Origin of the sequence: Mycoplasma sp. CSL7475-4 (genome assembly GCF_024834065.1) — a bacterium.
In the GTDB taxonomy this organism is placed as follows: Bacteria; Bacillota_I; Bacilli_A; order Mycoplasmatales; family Metamycoplasmataceae; genus Mycoplasmopsis.
This window is the reverse complement of record NZ_JANUYA010000001.1, coordinates 152,014-171,568: the sequence shown is the minus strand read 5'-3', so window position 1 is coordinate 171,568 and position 19,555 is coordinate 152,014. Positions and strand designations below refer to the sequence as shown.

The following is a 19,555-nucleotide window of genomic DNA, read 5'->3' as shown; positions in this document are numbered from 1 at the left end:
GAGAAAATATGAACATTTCAATCAAAAATGTTGCCAAAAAACTAGGTGTTACTGAAACACAAGTAACAACAGTTTTAGACTTAATTGCTGATAATGCAACGGTACCTTTTATCGCCAGATATCGTCAACAACAAACCGGCGGACTTGATGAAGAAATTATTCGTCAAATCAATGATTTATACATATACGATGTTGAATTAAATAAGAGAAAAGATGCAATTATTGAAATTTTGAAAGAAAAAGAGCTTTTAACAAAAGAAATTGAAAATAAATTGCGTGCCGCAGAAACAAAATCAGAAGTCGAAAACATCTACGAACCATTCAAGGTTGGTAAAAAAACTAAGGCTACCGAGGCAATAGCTTTAGGTTTAGGGCCATTGGCTAAAGAAATAATGACAAATACCAACCCTAACTATAACCCTTATAAAGATGCTGAAAAATACTTAAATGATAAAGTTGAAAGCGTGGAGTTTGCCTTAGAACAGGCAAAATACATAATTAGCCAAATTATTTCGCAAGACACGTCAACACGTGAATATGTCAAAAAACAGTTATTTAATTATGGGAACATTGTAACTAAAGTCAAGAAAAATGTTGAAGATGAAAACAGAAATTTCGAAAACTACTACGACTACAGCGAAAGAGTTAAATTTATTCCAAACCACAGAGTAATGGCTATAGCCCGTGGTGAGAACAAAAAAATAATCTCATATGATATTTCATACAACGAAAAGCAAATTTTATATGAATTAAACAACGTATATTTCAAAAACAAAAAAACAGGTAAATTAATCAATGAATCTATTCAAGATTCTCTTGATAGATTGATAATTCCTTCAATAATTCGTGAAATTAAAGCCGATTTATTTGCTAGAGCAGAAAAAGAGGCAGTTGAACTATTTGCCAATAGTCTAGAGGACATGCTATTATGACCAGCAGTTAAAAATAAAACTGTTTTGGCAATTGACCCAGCTTACGCACACGGATGTAAAATTGCCGTTTTAGACCCACAAGGGAATTTTCTAGAAAAATGATTAATTTTTCCAACCCCACCACGTAACGAAATTGAGCGTTCAGCTAAAATCGTAAACTCGATTATAGATAGACGCAAAGTAAACATAATCGTTATTGGTAATGGTACTGCTTCACGTGAAACAGAAGAGTTTATCGCCAACTTACTAAAACAAAGACGAAGAGACAAAGATGAAGATATTCAATACGCAGTTGTCTCTGAAGTTGGAGCTTCTGTTTATTCAGCTTCAAAAATTGCACAAGAAGAATTTCCTGATTTTAGCGTTGAAGAACGCTCGGCTATCAATATCGGCCGTAGATTCCAAGATCCGTTAAATGAATTGATTAAGATTGATCCAAAATCAATCGGTGTTGGTCAATACCAACACGATGTTAATCAAAAAGATCTTTCAACAGCCTTAAAATTTAAAATCGACAAGGTTGTGAATAAAGTTGGAGTTGATTTAAACACTGCTTCAAAAACAATACTTACATACATTTCTGGTCTAAGTGAAAAAATGGCTCAAAATATAATTGACCACAGATCGAAAATTGAAAAATTTAACGATCGAAATGAGCTAAAAAACGTTAAAGGTATTGGACCAAAAGCTTTTGAACAAAGTGTCGGCTTTTTACGAATACACAATTCTAAAAACTTCTTCGATAGAACCTCAATTCACCCTGAATCATACAAATTAGCGAGTCAACTTGTTGACACATTAGGCATTGATTTGAATGATATTGATATTGAGTTATTGAACAATCAAAATATTGAAGAATTAGCTAAAAAATTAAATTCTAACGTCTATGATGTAAGCTTCATTATTGACTCATTAAAAAACCCTACAAAAGACATTCGAGATGAAAAAGATGGCTATATTCTTAAAAAAGATGTTTTAAATGTTGAAGATGTTGTTAAGGGTATGGTTTTAGACGGCAGCGTTCAAAGTATTACTGATTTTGGTGCGTTCGTCTATATTGGTATAAAACAAAATGTATTAATCCACATCAGTAAAATGAAGAAAAACGACAAACATTTAATCAAGCATCCTAGTGAAATATTGAAAGTTGGGCAAAATATTAAAGTTGAAATATTAGAAAACGATATTGAAAGATCTAGAATCAGCGGACGCCTAATTTATAAAGACTAAACATTGTAGTTTTTATTCAATAAAAATAATTTTAAACTCGAATGATTCAGTTCGAGTTTTTTTGATATTTTTAATAATTATCTTCAGCATTTTTATTGAAATAAACGCAGACATGGGAGATAATTTTAATTATTTTTTCCATGTTTAATCTAAAAAGTAATATTTTAGTATTATTAATATATGAATAAATTTACAAACTTATATAACACAACTGAATATACTTTTTTAGATTCACTAATACGTATCAAAACATTAGTTGAAGAAAGCAAAACAGCTGGTTTAAAAGCTGTTGCCTTAACCGACCATAACAATATGTTTGGACTTGGCTTATTTCTTGACACATGTGCTTTGAATAATATTAAACCAATCGTCGGGCTTGACCTTGATGTTAGCGAGTATAGATTTATATTGCTTGCTAAAAATTACACTGGTTTTCAAAAATTAAATGAGCTTGTGTTAGAAAAATCAAAAAACAATCAAATTTTGCTCTCTGATATTGATCACACTGATCTAATAATCATAGATCACCCTACTGATGGTTATTACACTAAAAATAGAGAAATGTATCAATTTGAAAATGCAAAATATTATGTCAATTCATTGGATATTAATATTGAAAATGCTATCTTTATTAAACAAAATCAGTTATTCAACAAAAATGATATTGATACATTAAATTTATTGCAAAAATTAGGTAATAACCCAATTTCTAGCACAATGTTAGACTATTTTGAAACACCTGAATTAGACCCTATAATGATTGAAAGAATTGACGAAATTATTGAAAATTGCAATTTTGTATTGCCGGAAAAAAAATTACATTTGGCTAAATACGATAATAATGATGCGAAGCAAAATGAAGCACTTTTAGTTGAGTTATTGAATAAGGGTATTGATAGAATTCGTGATGAATTGCCTAAAGACATAAATGAATGAAAACCAAGATTATCATATGAGTTTGAAACAATTAAATCATTAGGTTTTGTTGACTATTTTTTAATAATCCAAGATTTAGTTAACTGAGCAAAATCTCAAGGTATCAGTATCGGTCCTGGTAGAGGTAGTGCGGCCGGTTCCTTTATTTCTTATCTTTTAAACATTACATCAATAAACCCATTGAAATATGATTTATTATTTGAGCGTTTTTTAAATCCTCAAAGAATTTCATGACCTGATATTGATATTGATATTCAGGACGATCGTCGTATGGAAGTGTTTGAATATTTAAAAAATAAGTATGGTTTTAATAGAGTGTCATTTATCTCAACATTTCAAACTTTAGGGGCTAAGATGGCTATAAGAGATGTGGGGCGAATGTTGGAAATACCTTTAAACAAAATCAATATTATTTCCAAAACTTTATCACCTAGCGAATCATTATCTGATGCAGTGCTTAAAAATCCAGCATTTAGAAAAGAAATCGAAGAATTTCCATTGCTACTTAAACACGCAATGAAAATTGAAGGACTGCCTAGACAACAAAGTTATCATCCTGCCGGTTTAATAATTGCTCAAGAAAATATTTCAAATTATGCTCCTGTATGTTTAAGCAATGACGGGCTTTATCAACAAGTTCAACTAACAATGGATTTTGTTGAAAATTTTGGTTTGTTGAAAATTGATTTATTAGGTTTAAAAACATTGACTGAAATCCAAAATATGGAGCAATTGATTGATAAAAAATATTGATTTGAGAACTTATTAAAAACACCAGAACACAAAGAAATTATCAACGACCAAAAAGTTTTTAAAAATTTAAATGATGGATTTACTGAAGGTTTATTCCAATTAGAGTCGCCCGGAATGAAAAAAACAATTTCAAAGGTAAAATTAAACTTGTTTGAAGATTTATACGCCATTATTTCTCTATTCCGTCCTGGACCGATGGCTTATATATCAACTTATGCCAACAATAAACAAAACCCTTCGTTAATACAAAAAATTCATCCTATTTATGATGAAATTTTAAGTTCAACATGCGGCATAATGGTTTATCAAGAACAAATAATGTTAATTGCACAAAAAGTTGCAAACATGAGTTTTGTTGAAGCAGACTTTTTGAGACGCGCAATCAGTAAAAAAGACGAACAAAATATAAGACAATATAAAGACAAATTTGTTGAAGGCGCTTTGAAAAATGGTTTAAGCGAGAGTCAAGTAAATAAAATTTATTCAAATATTGAACGTTTTGCCGAATACGGATTCAATAAATCACACGCAGTTTCTTATGCGTTTTTAACAATGAAAATGGCTTTTTATAAAACATATTATCCATTAATTTTTTATTCAGCATTAATTTCAAATTCAAGAGGTTCGCAATCAAAAATTAATCAATATGCTTTAGAAATTAGAAAGCAAAACAAAATTGTCAATTCACCAAGCATATTGCATTCGTCAGCTAATACTGTTATCAAAAACGGTCAAATTTGATTACCTTTCGATATCATCAAAGGTTTTGGGGGTGAAAGTATCAATAAAATCATTCAAAACATTGATGAATATGGACCATTTAGCAATAATTTAACAGAAACAATATTGAGATTGCGCCTTGCCGGTCTAACCGACAATGCAATTGATATTTTAGTTCGCGCCAATGTTTTTAGAGAATACGGCAATATGAATTCTATTCTTAAACAACTGAGCACAATTTTAGATGAATTTAGAAGCATACCTAAAGATACTGATTGAATTACTTTAAAAGATAAATTCGAAAAAATGGGTAATTTTAATTACTCAGTTGATGATGTCGAACGTGATATTGCTTTTGAAATCAAAAATGAAGAAGAATTATTAGGGATGTCTTATAATGCTTTTGACACCTCGCGTTTTGAAAAAGAGGGTGATGTTAAATTGAACTCTATTCCAATGAATTATTCAGAATGAGTTGTTGTAAAAGTTGAACAAATTAAAAAATTAAACGCTAAACCTTATTTTATTATTGAATTAAGCGATAGCACAACTAAACAAGTTTTCTTCTTGAACAACTCAAAATGAGACGAATGGTCTAATGTCAAAAAAAATGATCTAATAAGAGCAAAAATAACAAACAATAATTCAAAACTAAAACTACTAACATTTAAAGGAATTTAATATGAATAACAAAAAAGATAAATTTTTACTTATTGACGGCAACTTTTTGCTCTTTCAATCATTTTATGCGTCTTATTCAAGATACGGTTCGTCTATGCAAGACTCGCAAGGACGTAGCACAAATGGTGTCCACGTCTTTTTTATGACTTTACACAAAATTTTAAATTACATTCAACCACAATACCTGTTTATCGCTTTTGATGCACATGGTAAAACAAAAAGACATCTTCTATACGAAGATTACAAAGCAGGTCGTTCAAAAGCACCCGAAAGCATTCATGAGCAATTTGATTATGTAAAACAAATTTTAACTGGTTTTAACATTAAATGATTTGAACAAGTTGGCGATGAAGCGGATGATTTAATTGCAACATTAAGCCAAATTGAAAATGTGGAAAAATATATTTTTTCCAAAGATCAAGACTTATTACAATTAGTCAACGAATCCACAAGTGTTATATACAAAAGTAGCGATAATGAATTTGATTTATACACAACATCAAATTTCGAACAAATACACAAAATTAAACCTTACCAGATTCCAGATTTAAAAGGACTAGCAGGAGATAGTTCAGATAATATCAAAGGTGTTGCGGGAATAGGAAAAATTGGTGCTATTAAACTAATTAATAAATATGGTTCAATCGAAAATATTTATCAAAATATTCACGAAATTAAAGGGGCAACAAAATCAAAACTTGAACTAGGTGTTAATGATGCAAAATTTGCAAAATCATTGACAATATTAAACAAAAATGTTGAAATGAATACCGATTTGCCTTTTTACTCAGTAACAACCATAAATGTTGATGAAGGAATCAATGTTTTAGAATCGTTTGATTTGAATTATGTAATCACAAAATGAAAAGAATTTATGTAACAGCGTATTATTTTGACGCTGTTTTTTTGTTATATATTTTCATATTTTTTTCACAAATAGCCCTCCTATAACCACATATAGTGGCGAAATATGAGGTTTTAATATAAAATAAAAATGTAAAAAATACATTAGGAGTGAAATGAATAAGAAAAAAATTGGCTTTTTAACAATTGCCGCAACAACATTGACAGCTTTCCCAGTTATTGCTGCTTCATGTACCAAAAATACTGATTATTCAAAGGAAATCAGTGTAGAAGTTAGGGGAGGACTAACTAAACCTGCTTCAGCAGTGACTGCGGGTGACATAAACGCAACCACAACTGCTGGTGATAAAATTACAGTAAGCGTAAAAAGCGTTAAAGTCTCGAGCGAATCTAATACTACTTTATTAGTTACATTAGAAGTTAAAGACAATAAAACAGGAAAAATTTCTGAAGTTATTAAATCTATTACCGGATTCCCACAAACTCAAAACGAAAACACAGACAGTGCCCAATCTGTAAACTATGCAGAATTAATCACTGTTTCCGTACCGGATGAAATTAAATCTAAATTCCCTAAAGATGTAACAATTCCAGAAGTAAGCGTTACACTAAACAGTCAAAACGCAAATGCTGCCGTTGCTACATTAGCCACAAATAAAGCTAATAAATCAATTTTGGATGTTACTATTACAATAACCGAATCAAACGGTAACACCTTGAGAATTGTTAAACAAATTGAAGGATTTAAAGAAGAATACCCAGAGCAAATTCAAAGCGCTTATGCTGAACTTCCAAACAATATTAACATTGTTAAAAATATTGCTAGTTCAAAATATTTTGCCACTGCCCAAGATGGGGCAAAAGTTTATTGAGATTATAAACAAGCTGCATTTTATGACAAACCATTCGTGAATGGTAGTGACGAAAACAATACAAGAGTAAAACTGTTTGAGGTTAATCAAGACTTCAGATTAGGTTTCGGAGTTAACACAGTATCTCCTAGAGAAGAAGGAAAAGAAGATAGCGAATTAAATAACAGTGCTGTTTTAGTAAAAAATGATGCTGGTTACTCATTGAAATTTAGACTATCGCAATACAAAAACAATAAAACACCGAGTGTATTTTATGATGATGTAGTTACATCGCAAAATCAAGAATTCACATTTTTAACCTTGGACCAACTTAATGAAAAATCTAGTGGTGTTACTTTAAGTTATCCTAATGCCGCAGATGTTAAAGAAGTGAATGCTGTTGCTGAAAACATAACGAACAATTTAGATGATGAAAATCTAAAAATTTCAATCAAAGAATTTAACCCACTAAACGGACAAGGTAAAGTTGCTGTAACTTTTACAGTTACTACACAAGTTGGTGATGAAGTTCTTGAAACAGAAATTAAAAACCAAGAATTGACCGGCTTTAAAATCGACGATTTTGACGCACAATTTGCTAATCTAACCGCAGAATATCCAAATATGGGTGAAACTCTTGCTTCACAAGCGGTTGCAAATTCATTTACATTTAAAAACGGGGATCAAGATTTCAATTTCCCTGAAGGAGTTACAAAAACTGTAACTATAAAAGAAAATTCTGTAAATGACTATAAAGGACTTTTAACAATAACATTAAATGTTTCTAAAGACGATAGCACATTTACCAACGATTATAGTTTTACAGGATTCAAACATAAAGAATTTAATTTCCAAAATTATATTAATGATGAATCGCATCGTCCAGTTCTAAACCCAGAAATCGAAGCAAATAAAGCAGAAACTAATGCAGCCACTCTGCTACCTTCAAACTTTACACTTCCTGAATATGATGCGCAAGCAGTTAGCGCAGAAATAGTCGGTGTTAGTGTCAAAGGAGATAACAACACCGTGGCTGTTGTTAGTGTAAATTGAACAAATATCCTTGTTGAAAATTCAGATCCTGTATTAAAAACCTATGAATTTGATGGATTTAAAGCAGTTGAAAGCAAAGAATATCGTACTCCTGAACTATATGCATTAGCATGAAACAACAAATTATTTAAATATGTTGCAAACGAAGAAAACAACAATAGAATAATTAATCATTACGAAAAAAGCAAGAAAAAAGACGAAAATGGTAGAAAAGTTGCATTTATCACCATCAAAAATAACGCTGTTACTTTAAACAAAAAAGATCCAGCCTTTACATCTGCCTTATCTTATGACGAAAGCGTTGAGGTGCTTACACACGGAGGGAATAATAACGTTTCCTGACCACATAAAAAAGGATCAAACAAAGGTATTGCAATTGTTAACGATGGAACCAAATACTACATTGAGTACGTTTTAGTTTTAGCGAACGGTGAAGATGATACCGAAGTATTTAAACTTGAATTATTCGATACAGCAACAACAAACGCAGATAACTAATTATCAAAAATAGATCAAACTTATAAGTTTTTTCTATTTTTTTATATAAAAATTTTTTTCAAATATTTTTGCAAAAAAACGAAAATGCTGATTTTGGCTAAAAAATTAGCAAAATAATGCATTATCTGCTAAAAAAACGAAAAACGCGTATAATAAATAAAATTTTGACCGATTTTGCGTTTTTTGTATAATTAAGACATATAAATAATAATATTAGATTAATAATAAAATTAAATTCAAGAAAAGAGGCTAAAATGAAAATTGAATTAGGAATTTCTACTTTTGGTGAAACAACACCATTAGAAAAAACAGGAAAAACTATTCCACACGATGAAAGAATTAGACAAATGGTTGCTGAAATTGAACTAGCTGATAAAGTTGGTCTTGATGTTTATGCAATTGGCGAACACCATAGAGATGATTTCGCAGTGTCAGCGCCTGAAATTGTGATGGCTGCCGGTGCAGTTAACACAAAGAACATTAAATTATCAAGTGCTGTTACAGTATTGTCATCAAATGACCCAGTTAGAGTTTATCAAAACTTCTCAACTGTTGACGCTTTATCAAATGGTAGAGCAGAAATAATGGTTGGTAGAGGATCATTTACTGAATCATTCCCACTATTTGGTTACACATTAGATAACTATGATGAATTATTCACCGAAAAATTAGACATGCTTGAAGAAATCAAAGCTAACGAAATACTTGATTGAAAAGGAAAACTAACTCAAAGTGTAGATAGAAGAGGTGTATACCCACGTCACATTAACTTACCTATTTGAGTAGCAACCGGTGGTAATGGTCAATCAACACTACAAACAGCTTATAGAGGTCTACCAATTATTTATGCAATTATTGGTGGAAATCCATTCGCATTTAAATATTTAGTAGACGCATATAAGGAAACTTTCAAAAGTGTCCACGGTGATAATTTAGAAAATATGCAAGTCGGAGCTCACTCATGAGGTTACATTGATAATACAACTGAAGAAGCTGTTAAAAAATACTACTACCCTACCAAAATTTTTGTAGATAGAATCGCAAAAGATAGATCTTCATGAAGAGAATTATCTAAAGAAGCATACGAACACATGGTTTCTGAGGAAGGGGCAATGATGGTCGGTTCACCAGAATTAGTTGCTAAAAAAATTATTAAATTAGTAGAGGGATTAGGATTAACAAGATTCTTAATTCACCTACCAGTTGGTTCATTGCCACATGAAGATGTTTTAAATTCAATCAAACTTTTTGGTGAAAAAGTTGCACCAATCGTTAGAGAATACTTCAAAAACAAATAATATAATACAGCTCACGCTGTATTTTTTATTGCTTATTTATAAGGCTATTCGTGAAAATGCCCGAAAAAAAGGTATAATAAAATTATGACTAAAAATAAATTAAAGTTTGTTTTCTCATCTTTAAGTATCACAACAACACCCTTAATTGTTATTTCATGCAAAAATAATCAGGATATAAATAATTTATCAATAAAATTAAAGACAAATATTGATAAAATTCACTTCAACGAAATCAAATCAAATAGTTTTGAACTACTTAACAACAACAAAAACATTGAAATAATGTTGATGGATAAAGAAACATTAAGTAACGGCGACATTCGTGTTCTATATCAACTAAAGGATCACCAAAATGTTTCAAATATCAAGGAATTGGTTATTCCTGCTGATAAAATTATTAAAATCAACGAAGACCAACCAAAAGATAGTGTTGTAAGTGATAACGATCAAAACAAAGATGATAACAATCAACAATCAAACCCAAGCGAAAATACCGAAACCAACAGCACTGAAGTGCATGACACTGATAAATCAGACGCAAACGCATCTGAAGAAACCACTGCTACCGAAAGTAATGTTACTGACAATAAAGAAGAAAAACATGAACAGCCCGATACAAACGATAACGATAATATAAATAACGGCGATTCAAAAAACTTTATAAGAATAGCTTCTTGAAATGTTTTAAATTTCGGATCAAGATCGGTAAAGTATGAACCAAAAGGTCAAGCAATAGCTTCAATTATTTATACACAAGATTATGATGTTGTTGGTGTGACTGAATTAGACAGTGAAGAGGCTATTAAACAAGTGGTCAATCTTTTAAATGAAATAGATACAAAACATTCAGTCAATAATGATTGAAAATACATTATTTCTGATGAATACCCAATAGCCGAAGGTCACAAAAATCAAGCAGATAAACATGCTGGATTTATCTATAAAAATACAGTAGTTTCGCCTGCTTTATTGCAAAATAATCAGTATAAAGCACTCTATAATAATTCAAATTTTGAAAATAAATTCGGCGGCTCATTAAATGGTTATTCAAGACCGCCTTTTACAGTTAAATTCAATGTAAATTTATTGAAATATAAAAATAATAATTTCACTTACCTAGTTTCGCACTTTGACGGACCAGGAGTTAATGAAGGAGAAATTAGTGTTAGCGGTGGTAATGGATCTGGCGAATTTAATGAAGCATGAAACATAAAAAATGCATTTGAATGAGCAAAAACAATAAATAATGGTGATGATGATTTAATTTTTCAAGGTGATACTAATATTGAATTGAAAAATCAAAGTCAGGCTTTTGGTTGAGTAAATGATTATAATGCTCAAATTGTCTTTGATGATGATGAAAGCAATGCAACCTCGCTTAAAAGATCATATGGTAAATATAGTCAACCATACGACAAAATTATTCATAGTTCTAACCTAAAATATACTAATCCAAAAATTTATCACTTGTATGATTTTGTAAATGATCCTTCAATTTTTCAATTTTCTAAAATCAGCTCGTTAGAAGAATGAATTGAATATTGTTCACAAATTTCAGGAAAAAAATACCAGAGTGAAATAGGTTATATTTATTCTGGTGTTTCAGATCATTCGCCAATTAGCTATGATTTAGTTTTGGACGTTAATGATCAACATTAATTAAACAAAAAATCGGTCACAGCCGATTTTTATATTTTTATTTAACTTTAATTAAAGATGAAACTTCAATGTTTTTATTAGCAAATTTTTCTCTACCTTTTAGCGATTCAAGTTCTAATAAAAGAATAATTCTTTTGACTATTGCTCCTTGTTCCTCAAGTAAAGTAACAATTGCTTTAGTGGTGCCACCAGTCGCTAAAACATCATCAATAATAGCTACTGTTTGACCCGGTTTGATAAAGCCTTTTTGTATTTGTAATACATTATTTCCGTATTCCAAATCATAATTCTTACTGATAACTTCACCAGGCAATTTTCCTGGTTTTCTAACCATTACGAATGGTTTTTTCAATATAGCTGCTGTTGGTGTACCGAACAAAAATCCTCTGGCGTCGGGACCAACAATAATATCACAATCTTTTGCAAGTTCAGCCATCTGTGTTATCGTATAGTGCAATGCTTCACCATCGCCTAATAAAGGACTAATATCTTTAAACAAAATTCCTTGTTTTGGGAAATTTGGGATATCTCTAATATATTTATCTAATTTCATTAAATCTCCAATTTATTTTTTTAAATCAATTAAATTGTTACTGCAACATCTTCGAAAAATTCAACCACATCGTCTTCTTTAATGTCATTAAATTTACGAATTTTCATACCGAAGTCTTTTCCTTTTTCGACTTCTTTTACATCGTTTATGTCTCTACGAAGTGTTTCAATAACACCTTCGTGGATTAGTTTTTTGCCTCTAAAGACTTTAACTTTAGAGTTTGCTTTTACAACACCTTCATCAAGCATAGTACCCGCAATAGTTCCAACTTTTGAGTAGAAAAATGTTTTAATAACATGGCCTGAACCAATTTTTTTCTCTTCATAAACTACTGCTTTTTCGCCATCAAGTCAAGTTTGCATGTCTTCGATAACTTTGAATACAACATCATAGTAAGCAATTTTTACACCTGCTTGTTTAGCACTTTGTTTAATATTTGAACTTGCTTTTATTCTGAATGTAATAATTAGTGCATCTGATGTTTGAGCTAATAATAAGTCTGAGTTAGAAACCTCACCTGTTTGAGCACCGATAACTCTAATTATTGCCTCATCATTGCTCATGCCGTCTAATTTTGATTTTAGGGCTTCTGATGTTCCTTGAACATCAGAACGAATTATAATGTTTAAGATTTTTTTGCCATCTTCATCAGATGCTGCTTGAGCACGATTGAATAAGTCAGTTCTCTTGTCCATTTGTTGTTTTTCGATAGCAATTTTTTTAGCAAATTTTTCATCTTCGAATGAAATGAATCTTTCTCCAGCTTGTGGTGATGTATTTAATCCAGACACAACAACTGGCATTCCTGGTGTAGCAAATTCAATTAATTTACCGTTGGTATTTTTCAGTGACTTAATACGCCCATATGTTGAACCAGCTACCATATAGTCGCCCTTGTATAGAGTACCATTGTCAATGATTAACGTAGCAACAACACCGACACCTTTATCGGCTCTCGATTCTAGTACAAATCCTGATGGATATCTATTTTTGTTTGCTTTTAAGTCCATTAAATCAGAAAAAGTAATAATGTTGTCTAATAATTCGTCAACACCTTCACCCGTTTTGGCTGAACCATAAACAATAGGAACATCGCCGCCGTATTCTTCAACAATTACGTCATTTTCAGCTAATTCACGTTTAACTTTTTCTATATCTTTAGTTTGTTTGTCCATTTTATTAACAAACACTATCATAGGAGCATTAGCCGCTCTGGTGTGTTGGATCGCCTCTTTGGTTTGTGGCATAACTCCATCATCGGCAGCAACCACCAAAATAACAATGTCAGTTACTTGTGCTCCTCTTGAACGCATTTCAGTAAATACTTCATGTCCAGGAGTATCAATAAATGTAATTGTGCCTTTATCATTGATTACTTGATAAGCACCAACATGTTGTGTAATTCCACTTGATTCAGTTTCGACAACTTTAGACTTACGAATATAGTCCAATAAAGAAGTTTTACCATGATCAACGTGTCCCATGATGGTAATTACTGGTGGACGTTTTGTTAAAGATTTTTCATCATCAATAAATTCAACTGTGTTTAAAAAATTTGATGCATCAACACTTTGTTCTTTTTTAAAGTCAAGGTTTAATTCCAAACATAATTCGGCAATTTCTTCTTCTTCCAAAATATGATTGATTTGGTACATTTTACCTTTCATCATAAACTTTTTGATTAAATCATTAGGGTTTACACCGACTTTATTCGCAAATTCTCCCAATGGCATTGTGCTTGTAAAAATAAACACTCCGTCTTTTACCTCGGTTTTAATGTTGTTTAATTGCGATTGAACATCTTGTTGGTTTGTTATTCTGTTTTTCTTAGACATTTTGCCTCCTCTAATTGATGTTGTATTTTTATATACGTTTCACGACTAACATTTGTCCTAAAAGTACGATTAAGTGCTTTTGTTTTTAAAACTTGTTGTCAAGTTTGTTCGTTCAATAAAAGATAAGCACCACGACCTTTCATATTTTTATCTAAATCGAGACTAATTTGATTGTTTTTTTTGTCATAATCAAATCTTATCAAATTAGCAACTTCTAAAATCTGATTAGTAATAATACACTTACGTTTAACCAAGACTATTCGTCCCAATCTTCATCATCAAATTCACTTAAATCAAAATCATCAAGACCGTATTTAGATAAATCATCGTCTGTTTTGAAGTTTTCCATAACTTCTTTAACTCTTCTGTAATCCTCAAAGTCGTCTTTAATTTGAGTTGCCTTATCATTTTCAGCAACAAAACTATTAACTGCATCATCTAATGTGAATGATTCTTCAACAGTTTTTTCAGTATTTTGTTGATGTTGTTTGAATAATTCTTCAAATTCTAAGCCAAAGTCTGATGTATCAATGTCTTTGAATTCTTGTTCAGTAAAGCTCATAACATCATCGTCAAACGAATCAGCTGAAATGTTAATTTTAGAAACATCAAAAGCGTTTGCTCGTCTTGCTGGTCTTGTATTTTTGCGAGTTGTGGTTGAGGTTTTAACTTCAAACGCTTTTGAGTTATTAAACACAATACCTTGAGCTTTAGCATCTACATCGCTAATAATATCTAAATTACAATTTGTTAAGCTTGACGCTAGAGATACATTCACACCTCTACGACCTATTGCTGGTGTTAAAGCATCTTTTGATACAATAACTCAATATGAATTTCTCATTGCATTTTCGTTATTATTTGATTTTTCAACTACATCAATAACTCTTGCTGGCGACATAGCATTGATGATGAATTTTTTAGGATCTTCATCATATAAAATAACATCAATTTTTTCGCCAATAACTTCGTTTACGCCAGTAATTCTTTGACCATTTGGACCAATTATTGCACCAAAAACATCAAAATCACTATTAGCATTTATTCCAGGTTTAAATGCAACTTTTGTTCTTTCGCCTGGTTGTCTTACTGAATCAACAATTTCGATTAAGTCTTCATTTAATTCAGGAATACTTACTTTCAGTGCTTGCTCTACATTTTCTTTTGAATCGACTGAAACTTGTACTTGACTAAGTCTTGCCTCTTCTTCAACATTGATAATTGTTGCGTGTCCGTATTGTCCAACTTTGATGTTAGCTTTTGAACTAATTAGATTAGAAGGTAAATAGGCAGGTGTTGACATTGTGTCTTCTTCAGTAATTTGAACATTTCATGATCCATCAGAATTTTTCGCATTGTATTGAATTCTTACTCTTTCGCCAATTCTGTTTTTAAAAATCTCGTAAACACGTTGTTTTCTTAAAATTGACATACCTTGTTGAATTGATGAGTGAATTGTTCTTAATAGGTTTGGGAATTTAGTATTTTTCAATACTTTTGATAGAGATTCTAAATCTAATTCTTTGGCCACTGTATCATCAACTTCACTGTTTTCATTAATTAATTTTGCATCTGATAATGAGATATATGTGGTAAACATCAATAAACGTGTGTCGTGGTCATTATTGTTGGTAAATTCTTGCGCTTCTTCGTCAGAAATTACTGTTAAAGTTTTTACCAATGGTGTCAATGTTTTGTCTTCTTCATTTAATACATACTCAACCTCAATATCTTCATCAATTTTTGAAAGTATTTTTGTGGTTTCGGTGCTAAAAACATTGATAATATCACTTAAATTTAGTCTTTGTTTTTCTTCAAATGATTTAACGATTTCGTAAAAATCTCTAGCAATATTTGAAACTTTAATTGCTTTTGTCATTATATTCTCCTTAAAAATTAAAATTTAATATATTTTTCTATAGAAGCGATGTTAGATTTTGATAATTTTATTTTTCTAATATTGCCTTTTTGGTTTCATCTCAATAAAATTTCATCATCAAAAACTTCTAATAAAATCGCTTTATATTCATTAACTTTGTTTTCATTTTTGTGTAATTTTATTAATAATTCCTCGCCGATATGTTCGTTTAATTCAACGACTGTATAATTTAAATCAACTCCTGGTGAATGTATTGAAATTGAATCAAATCGTTCAATATTTTGAGTGTCTAGTCACTCATTTATTAAATGTGATTCAGCATTAACTTTATTCATATCTGTATGTTTCAAAGTAATATCCAACACAAACATTGATTCAATATTTGTTTCTTTGGCGTCAACAATAACGTCGCCAAATTGGGCTTGTAATTTTTCCTTCCAGTTCAATATTTCTCCTTAAAAATAACAAAAAGTTGCTGTCGCAACTCAATTAATATTTGACTTGTTGAATTTATTATACACAAAATTAAACAATTTTTGCATTTTTTTAGCAATTAACCACGAAAAATAAACATATTTTGAAGTGTTTACACTTTTTTCTTGTGGGCAAAGACAGATGTGTAACCTAGTGATTTCAGCCTGCGTGTTAAATTAGACAGAGAAATGTCAATTTTGACATATTTTCTATAAAAATCACTTAGATTTAAATATTTTTTAAATTTACCTGTTTCCTCGTTTTCAGATAAAACCTTAATACTATTGTAAAATTCGCCTAATTTTATAATCTCTTCGTCCGAATACTTGTTGTGTTTTTTATTTTTGTTGCCGTGAAAAACCTTTTCCACAGAGTATCCATCGTTTTCCTTTAAGCGTTTTTTGCATCTTTTTATGGTTGAAATACTCAACCCTGCTTTTTCTGCAAGTTGGCTGTTGGTTAGGTCTTTATTATTTGCAATTAATTTTAATGTTTTTGTTTTTCTTAATTCAAATTTTGACTTCATTAGTTCCTTATCTTAATTTTTATTTCTTTTGATATTAGTTAAAATTTAGATTATTTATTGAAAAATGCTTTAGGGTCTATGAACCAAATCGCTCATTTTTAAATTCATAGAAGTAAATTATTATATTATTATTTTGAGCAAAAAAATAATTTTTATTAAATTTAATTTGATATATAATAATTTTGATTTTTTCAACTATTTTAATAGTACATTATGAAAAAAGAGGAGGCTTATATGGCAAATATTAAATCAAAAGTTAAAAACATTGCAAAGTCTGAACAAAATAGACTAAGAAACAACGCAATGAAAACAAGAGTGCGTAAAGCAATTAGAGCAGCAAGAGAAGCTGTTTTAGCAAAAGACGATAAAATGAATGAATTAGTTAAAAAAGCACATTCAATTATTGCTACAGCAGTACAAAAAGGTGTTTTCCACCCAAATAAAGGTGCAAGAAAATCATCTCGTCTAGACAAATTTGTTAACGCACAAAACGCTGTTGTTGAAGCATAATAAGCTTTCGTTTATAAGAGCATATCAAATGCTCTTTTTTTGTCGCAAAAACGCAAAGAAAAAACAGGATCGCTCCTGTTTTTTGATTATTTAATTCTATCCTAGAATTTCTTTAATTACTGTGGCAATTCTATCTTTGTTAACAGTGAATTCATTTTCAAGTGCTGGTAAAGGAATTGTAACGTCTGCTCCGTTTAAACGAACTGGTGCAGCAAGTAGGTTGTCGAATGCGTGTTCGTTTACACGTGTAATAACTTCTGCTGTAATTGAACCTGATTGAACTGATTCTGATACAACCAATACACGTCCTGTTTTTTTAACAGAGTCGATAACTGTTTTAGTATCAAGTGGTTTTAGAGTTCTTAGGTCAATAACTTCGATTGAGTAATCTTTTCCTTCTTCTCTTAATAATTGTAGAGCAGCTGTTGTTTCGTGTAGCATGTGACCGTATGTTACAACTGTTAGGTCATCACCTTCAACTTTAACGTCTGCTTTACCAATTTCTACTGTATAGTGTCCAGCAGGAATTTCTTGTTTGAAAGCACGATAGTCGTGTTTGTGTTCTAAGAATACAACTGGGTCATTGTCATCGATAGCTGAAAGTAATAAACCTTTTGTATCGTATGGTGTAGCTGGCATAACTACTTTTAGACCTGGGATGTGTGTGAACAATGCTTCGATTGCTTCTGAGTGGTGTTCTAGAGCTTTAACCCCTCCACCAACTGGCATTCTTAGTACCAATGGTACATTGAATTTACCACGTGATCTATTTCTCATACGAGCTGCACTAGGGAATAATTGTCCCAAACCGTAAAATATAAAACCTGAGAATTGAATTTCGGCAACTGGTCTTAATCCAGCCATAGCTGAACCAATAGCAGTACCTACGATAGCTGATTCAGAAATTGGGGCATCAAATACTCTATTTACACCGAATTTTTTTTGCAAACCTTGTGTTGCGCGGAACACACCACCTTCAAAACCTGCGTCTTCACCATAAACAATAACAGATTTATCTCTTTCCATCGCAATTTCTAATGCGTTTGTGATGGCACCAATGTTATTTAATTTAATTGTTTCCATAATATATCTCCTTAGTAAATGTGAATCCTATTTTACAAATCTTCTGTTTGCTTCTCTTTGTTCGATTAGTTCTTCAGGTAATGTTTCATAGGTGTATTTGTAAATGTCGTCAAATCCTTCTTTTGTAAGAGTTTCTGTAGATTTGTCGTATGATGCTTTAGCATCTTCTGTAGCAGCATTAAAGAATGCTTCTTTTTCAGCTTCAGTAACGATACCATTTTCCATCAAGTATTTTTCAATACGGTGGAATGGTTCTCATTTTTCGTGTTCAATTTCTTCTTCTCTTGTACGGTAAACACGTGGGTCATCTGAAGTGGTGTGTTGACCTTGACGTCATGTAACCATTTCAACTAGAACTGGTCCATTTCCTTCACGTGCTCATTCAGCAGCTTCTTTTAATACTTCGTAAGCAGCCAATAAGTCGTTTCCGTCTACACGTAGACCTGGAATGTCGTATGATAGAGCTCTTTGTGAAATAGTTTTAACTTTGTAGCTGTTGTGTTCTGGAACTGAAATAGCTCATCTGTTGTTTGCAACGACAACAACAACTGGTAAGTTGAACAATGAAGCTCAGTTTAATCCTTCGTGGAATTCACCTTCGTTTGTTCCACCGTTACCAATAATTGTGAAAGCAACTTGTTTTTCGCCTTTTTCTTTAAGAGCTTTAGCAACTCCGGCAGCTTGTGAAATTTGTGAAGCAATAACAACTTGCAATGGAACTGTGTTTGATTTGAATTTGTTACCTAATTCAGAACCTCTTCAGTATAGGTAGATTGATTCCATTGTTTCACCACGAGCTAGTAATGTACCTAGAACACGGTAGTGAGGAATGAATCAGTCTTCTTCTTTCATAGCAAAACCTAAAGCTGTTAAGTGAGCTTCTTCACCTAAAGCAGGTGCAAATGTACCTAAACGCCCTGTTTTTTGTAGTGTTAATGCGTATGTATCTCATGCACGAGATTTCAACATGTTGTTGTACATGTCTTTCAATAACTCATTAGATGCTGAAGGTTTAAATGATTTATCAATTAAATTTCCATCCACGTCTAAAAAACGAATCATTGATTCTGGGTCGTTCATAACTTTGCGACCATCGATAAATTTGAATTTCATATGCGTTTCCTTTCATAGAATAAAATTGTATATTTTTTATACGTAATAATTATACAAAGGGAAAACCGAAAGCGTAAAAATATTTTTTTATTAAAATCTTCATAAAA

Annotated in this window: 15 protein-coding genes; 7 read left to right on the top strand and 8 right to left on the bottom strand. The window is 31.2% G+C overall.

What is annotated here, in order from left to right:
* The first annotated feature begins 8 nt into the window (after positions 1-8).
* The 6 genes from NXS15_RS00665 (at position 9) to NXS15_RS00640 (ending at position 11,475) form a co-directional block, all read left to right on the top strand.
* Complete coding sequence (locus tag NXS15_RS00665) at positions 9-2,162, top strand: helix-hairpin-helix domain-containing protein (RefSeq protein ID WP_259289952.1); 2,154 nt, start codon at positions 9-11, stop codon at positions 2,160-2,162.
* Positions 2,163-2,342: 180 nt separating this feature from the next.
* A complete protein-coding gene (gene dnaE / locus NXS15_RS00660) occupies positions 2,343-5,252 on the top strand; it encodes a DNA polymerase III subunit alpha (protein ID WP_259289951.1) in 2,910 nt (969 codons plus the stop codon).
* Position 5,253: 1 nt separating this feature from the next.
* Positions 5,254-6,132 carry a 5'-3' exonuclease gene (locus tag NXS15_RS00655; RefSeq protein WP_259289950.1) on the top strand — a complete coding sequence of 293 codons (879 nt, stop codon included), beginning with the start codon at positions 5,254-5,256 and terminating at the stop codon, positions 6,130-6,132.
* 139 nt (positions 6,133-6,271) lie between these two features.
* Positions 6,272-8,518 carry a lipoprotein 17-related variable surface protein gene (locus NXS15_RS00650; protein WP_259289949.1) on the top strand — a complete coding sequence of 749 codons (2,247 nt, stop codon included), beginning with the start codon at positions 6,272-6,274 and terminating at the stop codon, positions 8,516-8,518.
* A gap of 254 nt (positions 8,519-8,772) precedes the next feature.
* On the top strand, positions 8,773-9,816 hold the full coding sequence (locus NXS15_RS00645; protein WP_259289948.1) for an LLM class flavin-dependent oxidoreductase: 1,044 nt from the start codon (positions 8,773-8,775) through the stop codon (positions 9,814-9,816).
* 84 nt (positions 9,817-9,900) lie between these two features.
* Positions 9,901-11,475, top strand: coding sequence for an MnuA family membrane nuclease (locus NXS15_RS00640; protein WP_259289947.1), 1,575 nt, complete (start codon positions 9,901-9,903; stop codon positions 11,473-11,475).
* A gap of 37 nt (positions 11,476-11,512) precedes the next feature.
* Here NXS15_RS00640 and NXS15_RS00635 read toward each other — a convergent pair whose 3' ends face one another.
* The 6 genes from NXS15_RS00635 to NXS15_RS00610 form a co-directional block, all read right to left on the bottom strand.
* A complete protein-coding gene (locus tag NXS15_RS00635; protein ID WP_259289946.1) occupies positions 11,513-12,028 on the bottom strand; it encodes an adenine phosphoribosyltransferase in 516 nt (171 codons plus the stop codon).
* Between the two features lie 29 nt (positions 12,029-12,057).
* Complete coding sequence (infB, locus tag NXS15_RS00630) at positions 12,058-13,863, bottom strand: translation initiation factor IF-2 (protein WP_259289945.1); 1,806 nt, start codon at positions 13,861-13,863, stop codon at positions 12,058-12,060.
* Positions 13,842-14,132, bottom strand: a complete 291-nt coding sequence (locus NXS15_RS00625; protein ID WP_259289944.1) for a YlxR family protein — start codon at positions 14,130-14,132, stop codon at positions 13,842-13,844. The genes infB and NXS15_RS00625 overlap by 22 nt, the downstream gene beginning before the upstream one ends.
* Positions 14,120-15,742, bottom strand: coding sequence for a hypothetical protein (locus tag NXS15_RS00620; protein WP_259289943.1), 1,623 nt, complete (start codon positions 15,740-15,742; stop codon positions 14,120-14,122). The genes NXS15_RS00625 and NXS15_RS00620 overlap by 13 nt, the downstream gene beginning before the upstream one ends.
* A gap of 17 nt (positions 15,743-15,759) precedes the next feature.
* Positions 15,760-16,188, bottom strand: coding sequence for a ribosome assembly cofactor RimP (locus NXS15_RS00615; RefSeq protein ID WP_259289942.1), 429 nt, complete (start codon positions 16,186-16,188; stop codon positions 15,760-15,762).
* Between the two features lie 140 nt (positions 16,189-16,328).
* Positions 16,329-16,742, bottom strand: coding sequence for a winged helix-turn-helix domain-containing protein (locus NXS15_RS00610; RefSeq protein WP_259289941.1), 414 nt, complete (start codon positions 16,740-16,742; stop codon positions 16,329-16,331).
* A 234-nt stretch (positions 16,743-16,976) separates the two neighbouring features.
* On the opposite strand from NXS15_RS00610, the gene rpsT reads away from it, so the two are divergent.
* A complete protein-coding gene (gene rpsT, locus NXS15_RS00605; RefSeq protein ID WP_259289940.1) occupies positions 16,977-17,252 on the top strand; it encodes a 30S ribosomal protein S20 in 276 nt (91 codons plus the stop codon).
* A gap of 96 nt (positions 17,253-17,348) precedes the next feature.
* Here the strand turns inward: rpsT and NXS15_RS00600 are convergent, their stop codons facing one another.
* Together NXS15_RS00600 and NXS15_RS00595 are read right to left on the bottom strand one after the other, a co-directional pair.
* Complete coding sequence (locus NXS15_RS00600; RefSeq protein WP_259289939.1) at positions 17,349-18,335, bottom strand: alpha-ketoacid dehydrogenase subunit beta; 987 nt, start codon at positions 18,333-18,335, stop codon at positions 17,349-17,351.
* Positions 18,336-18,362: 27 nt separating this feature from the next.
* Positions 18,363-19,448 carry a thiamine pyrophosphate-dependent enzyme gene (locus tag NXS15_RS00595; protein WP_259289938.1) on the bottom strand — a complete coding sequence of 362 codons (1,086 nt, stop codon included), beginning with the start codon at positions 19,446-19,448 and terminating at the stop codon, positions 18,363-18,365.
* Positions 19,449-19,555: the final 107 nt, after the last annotated feature.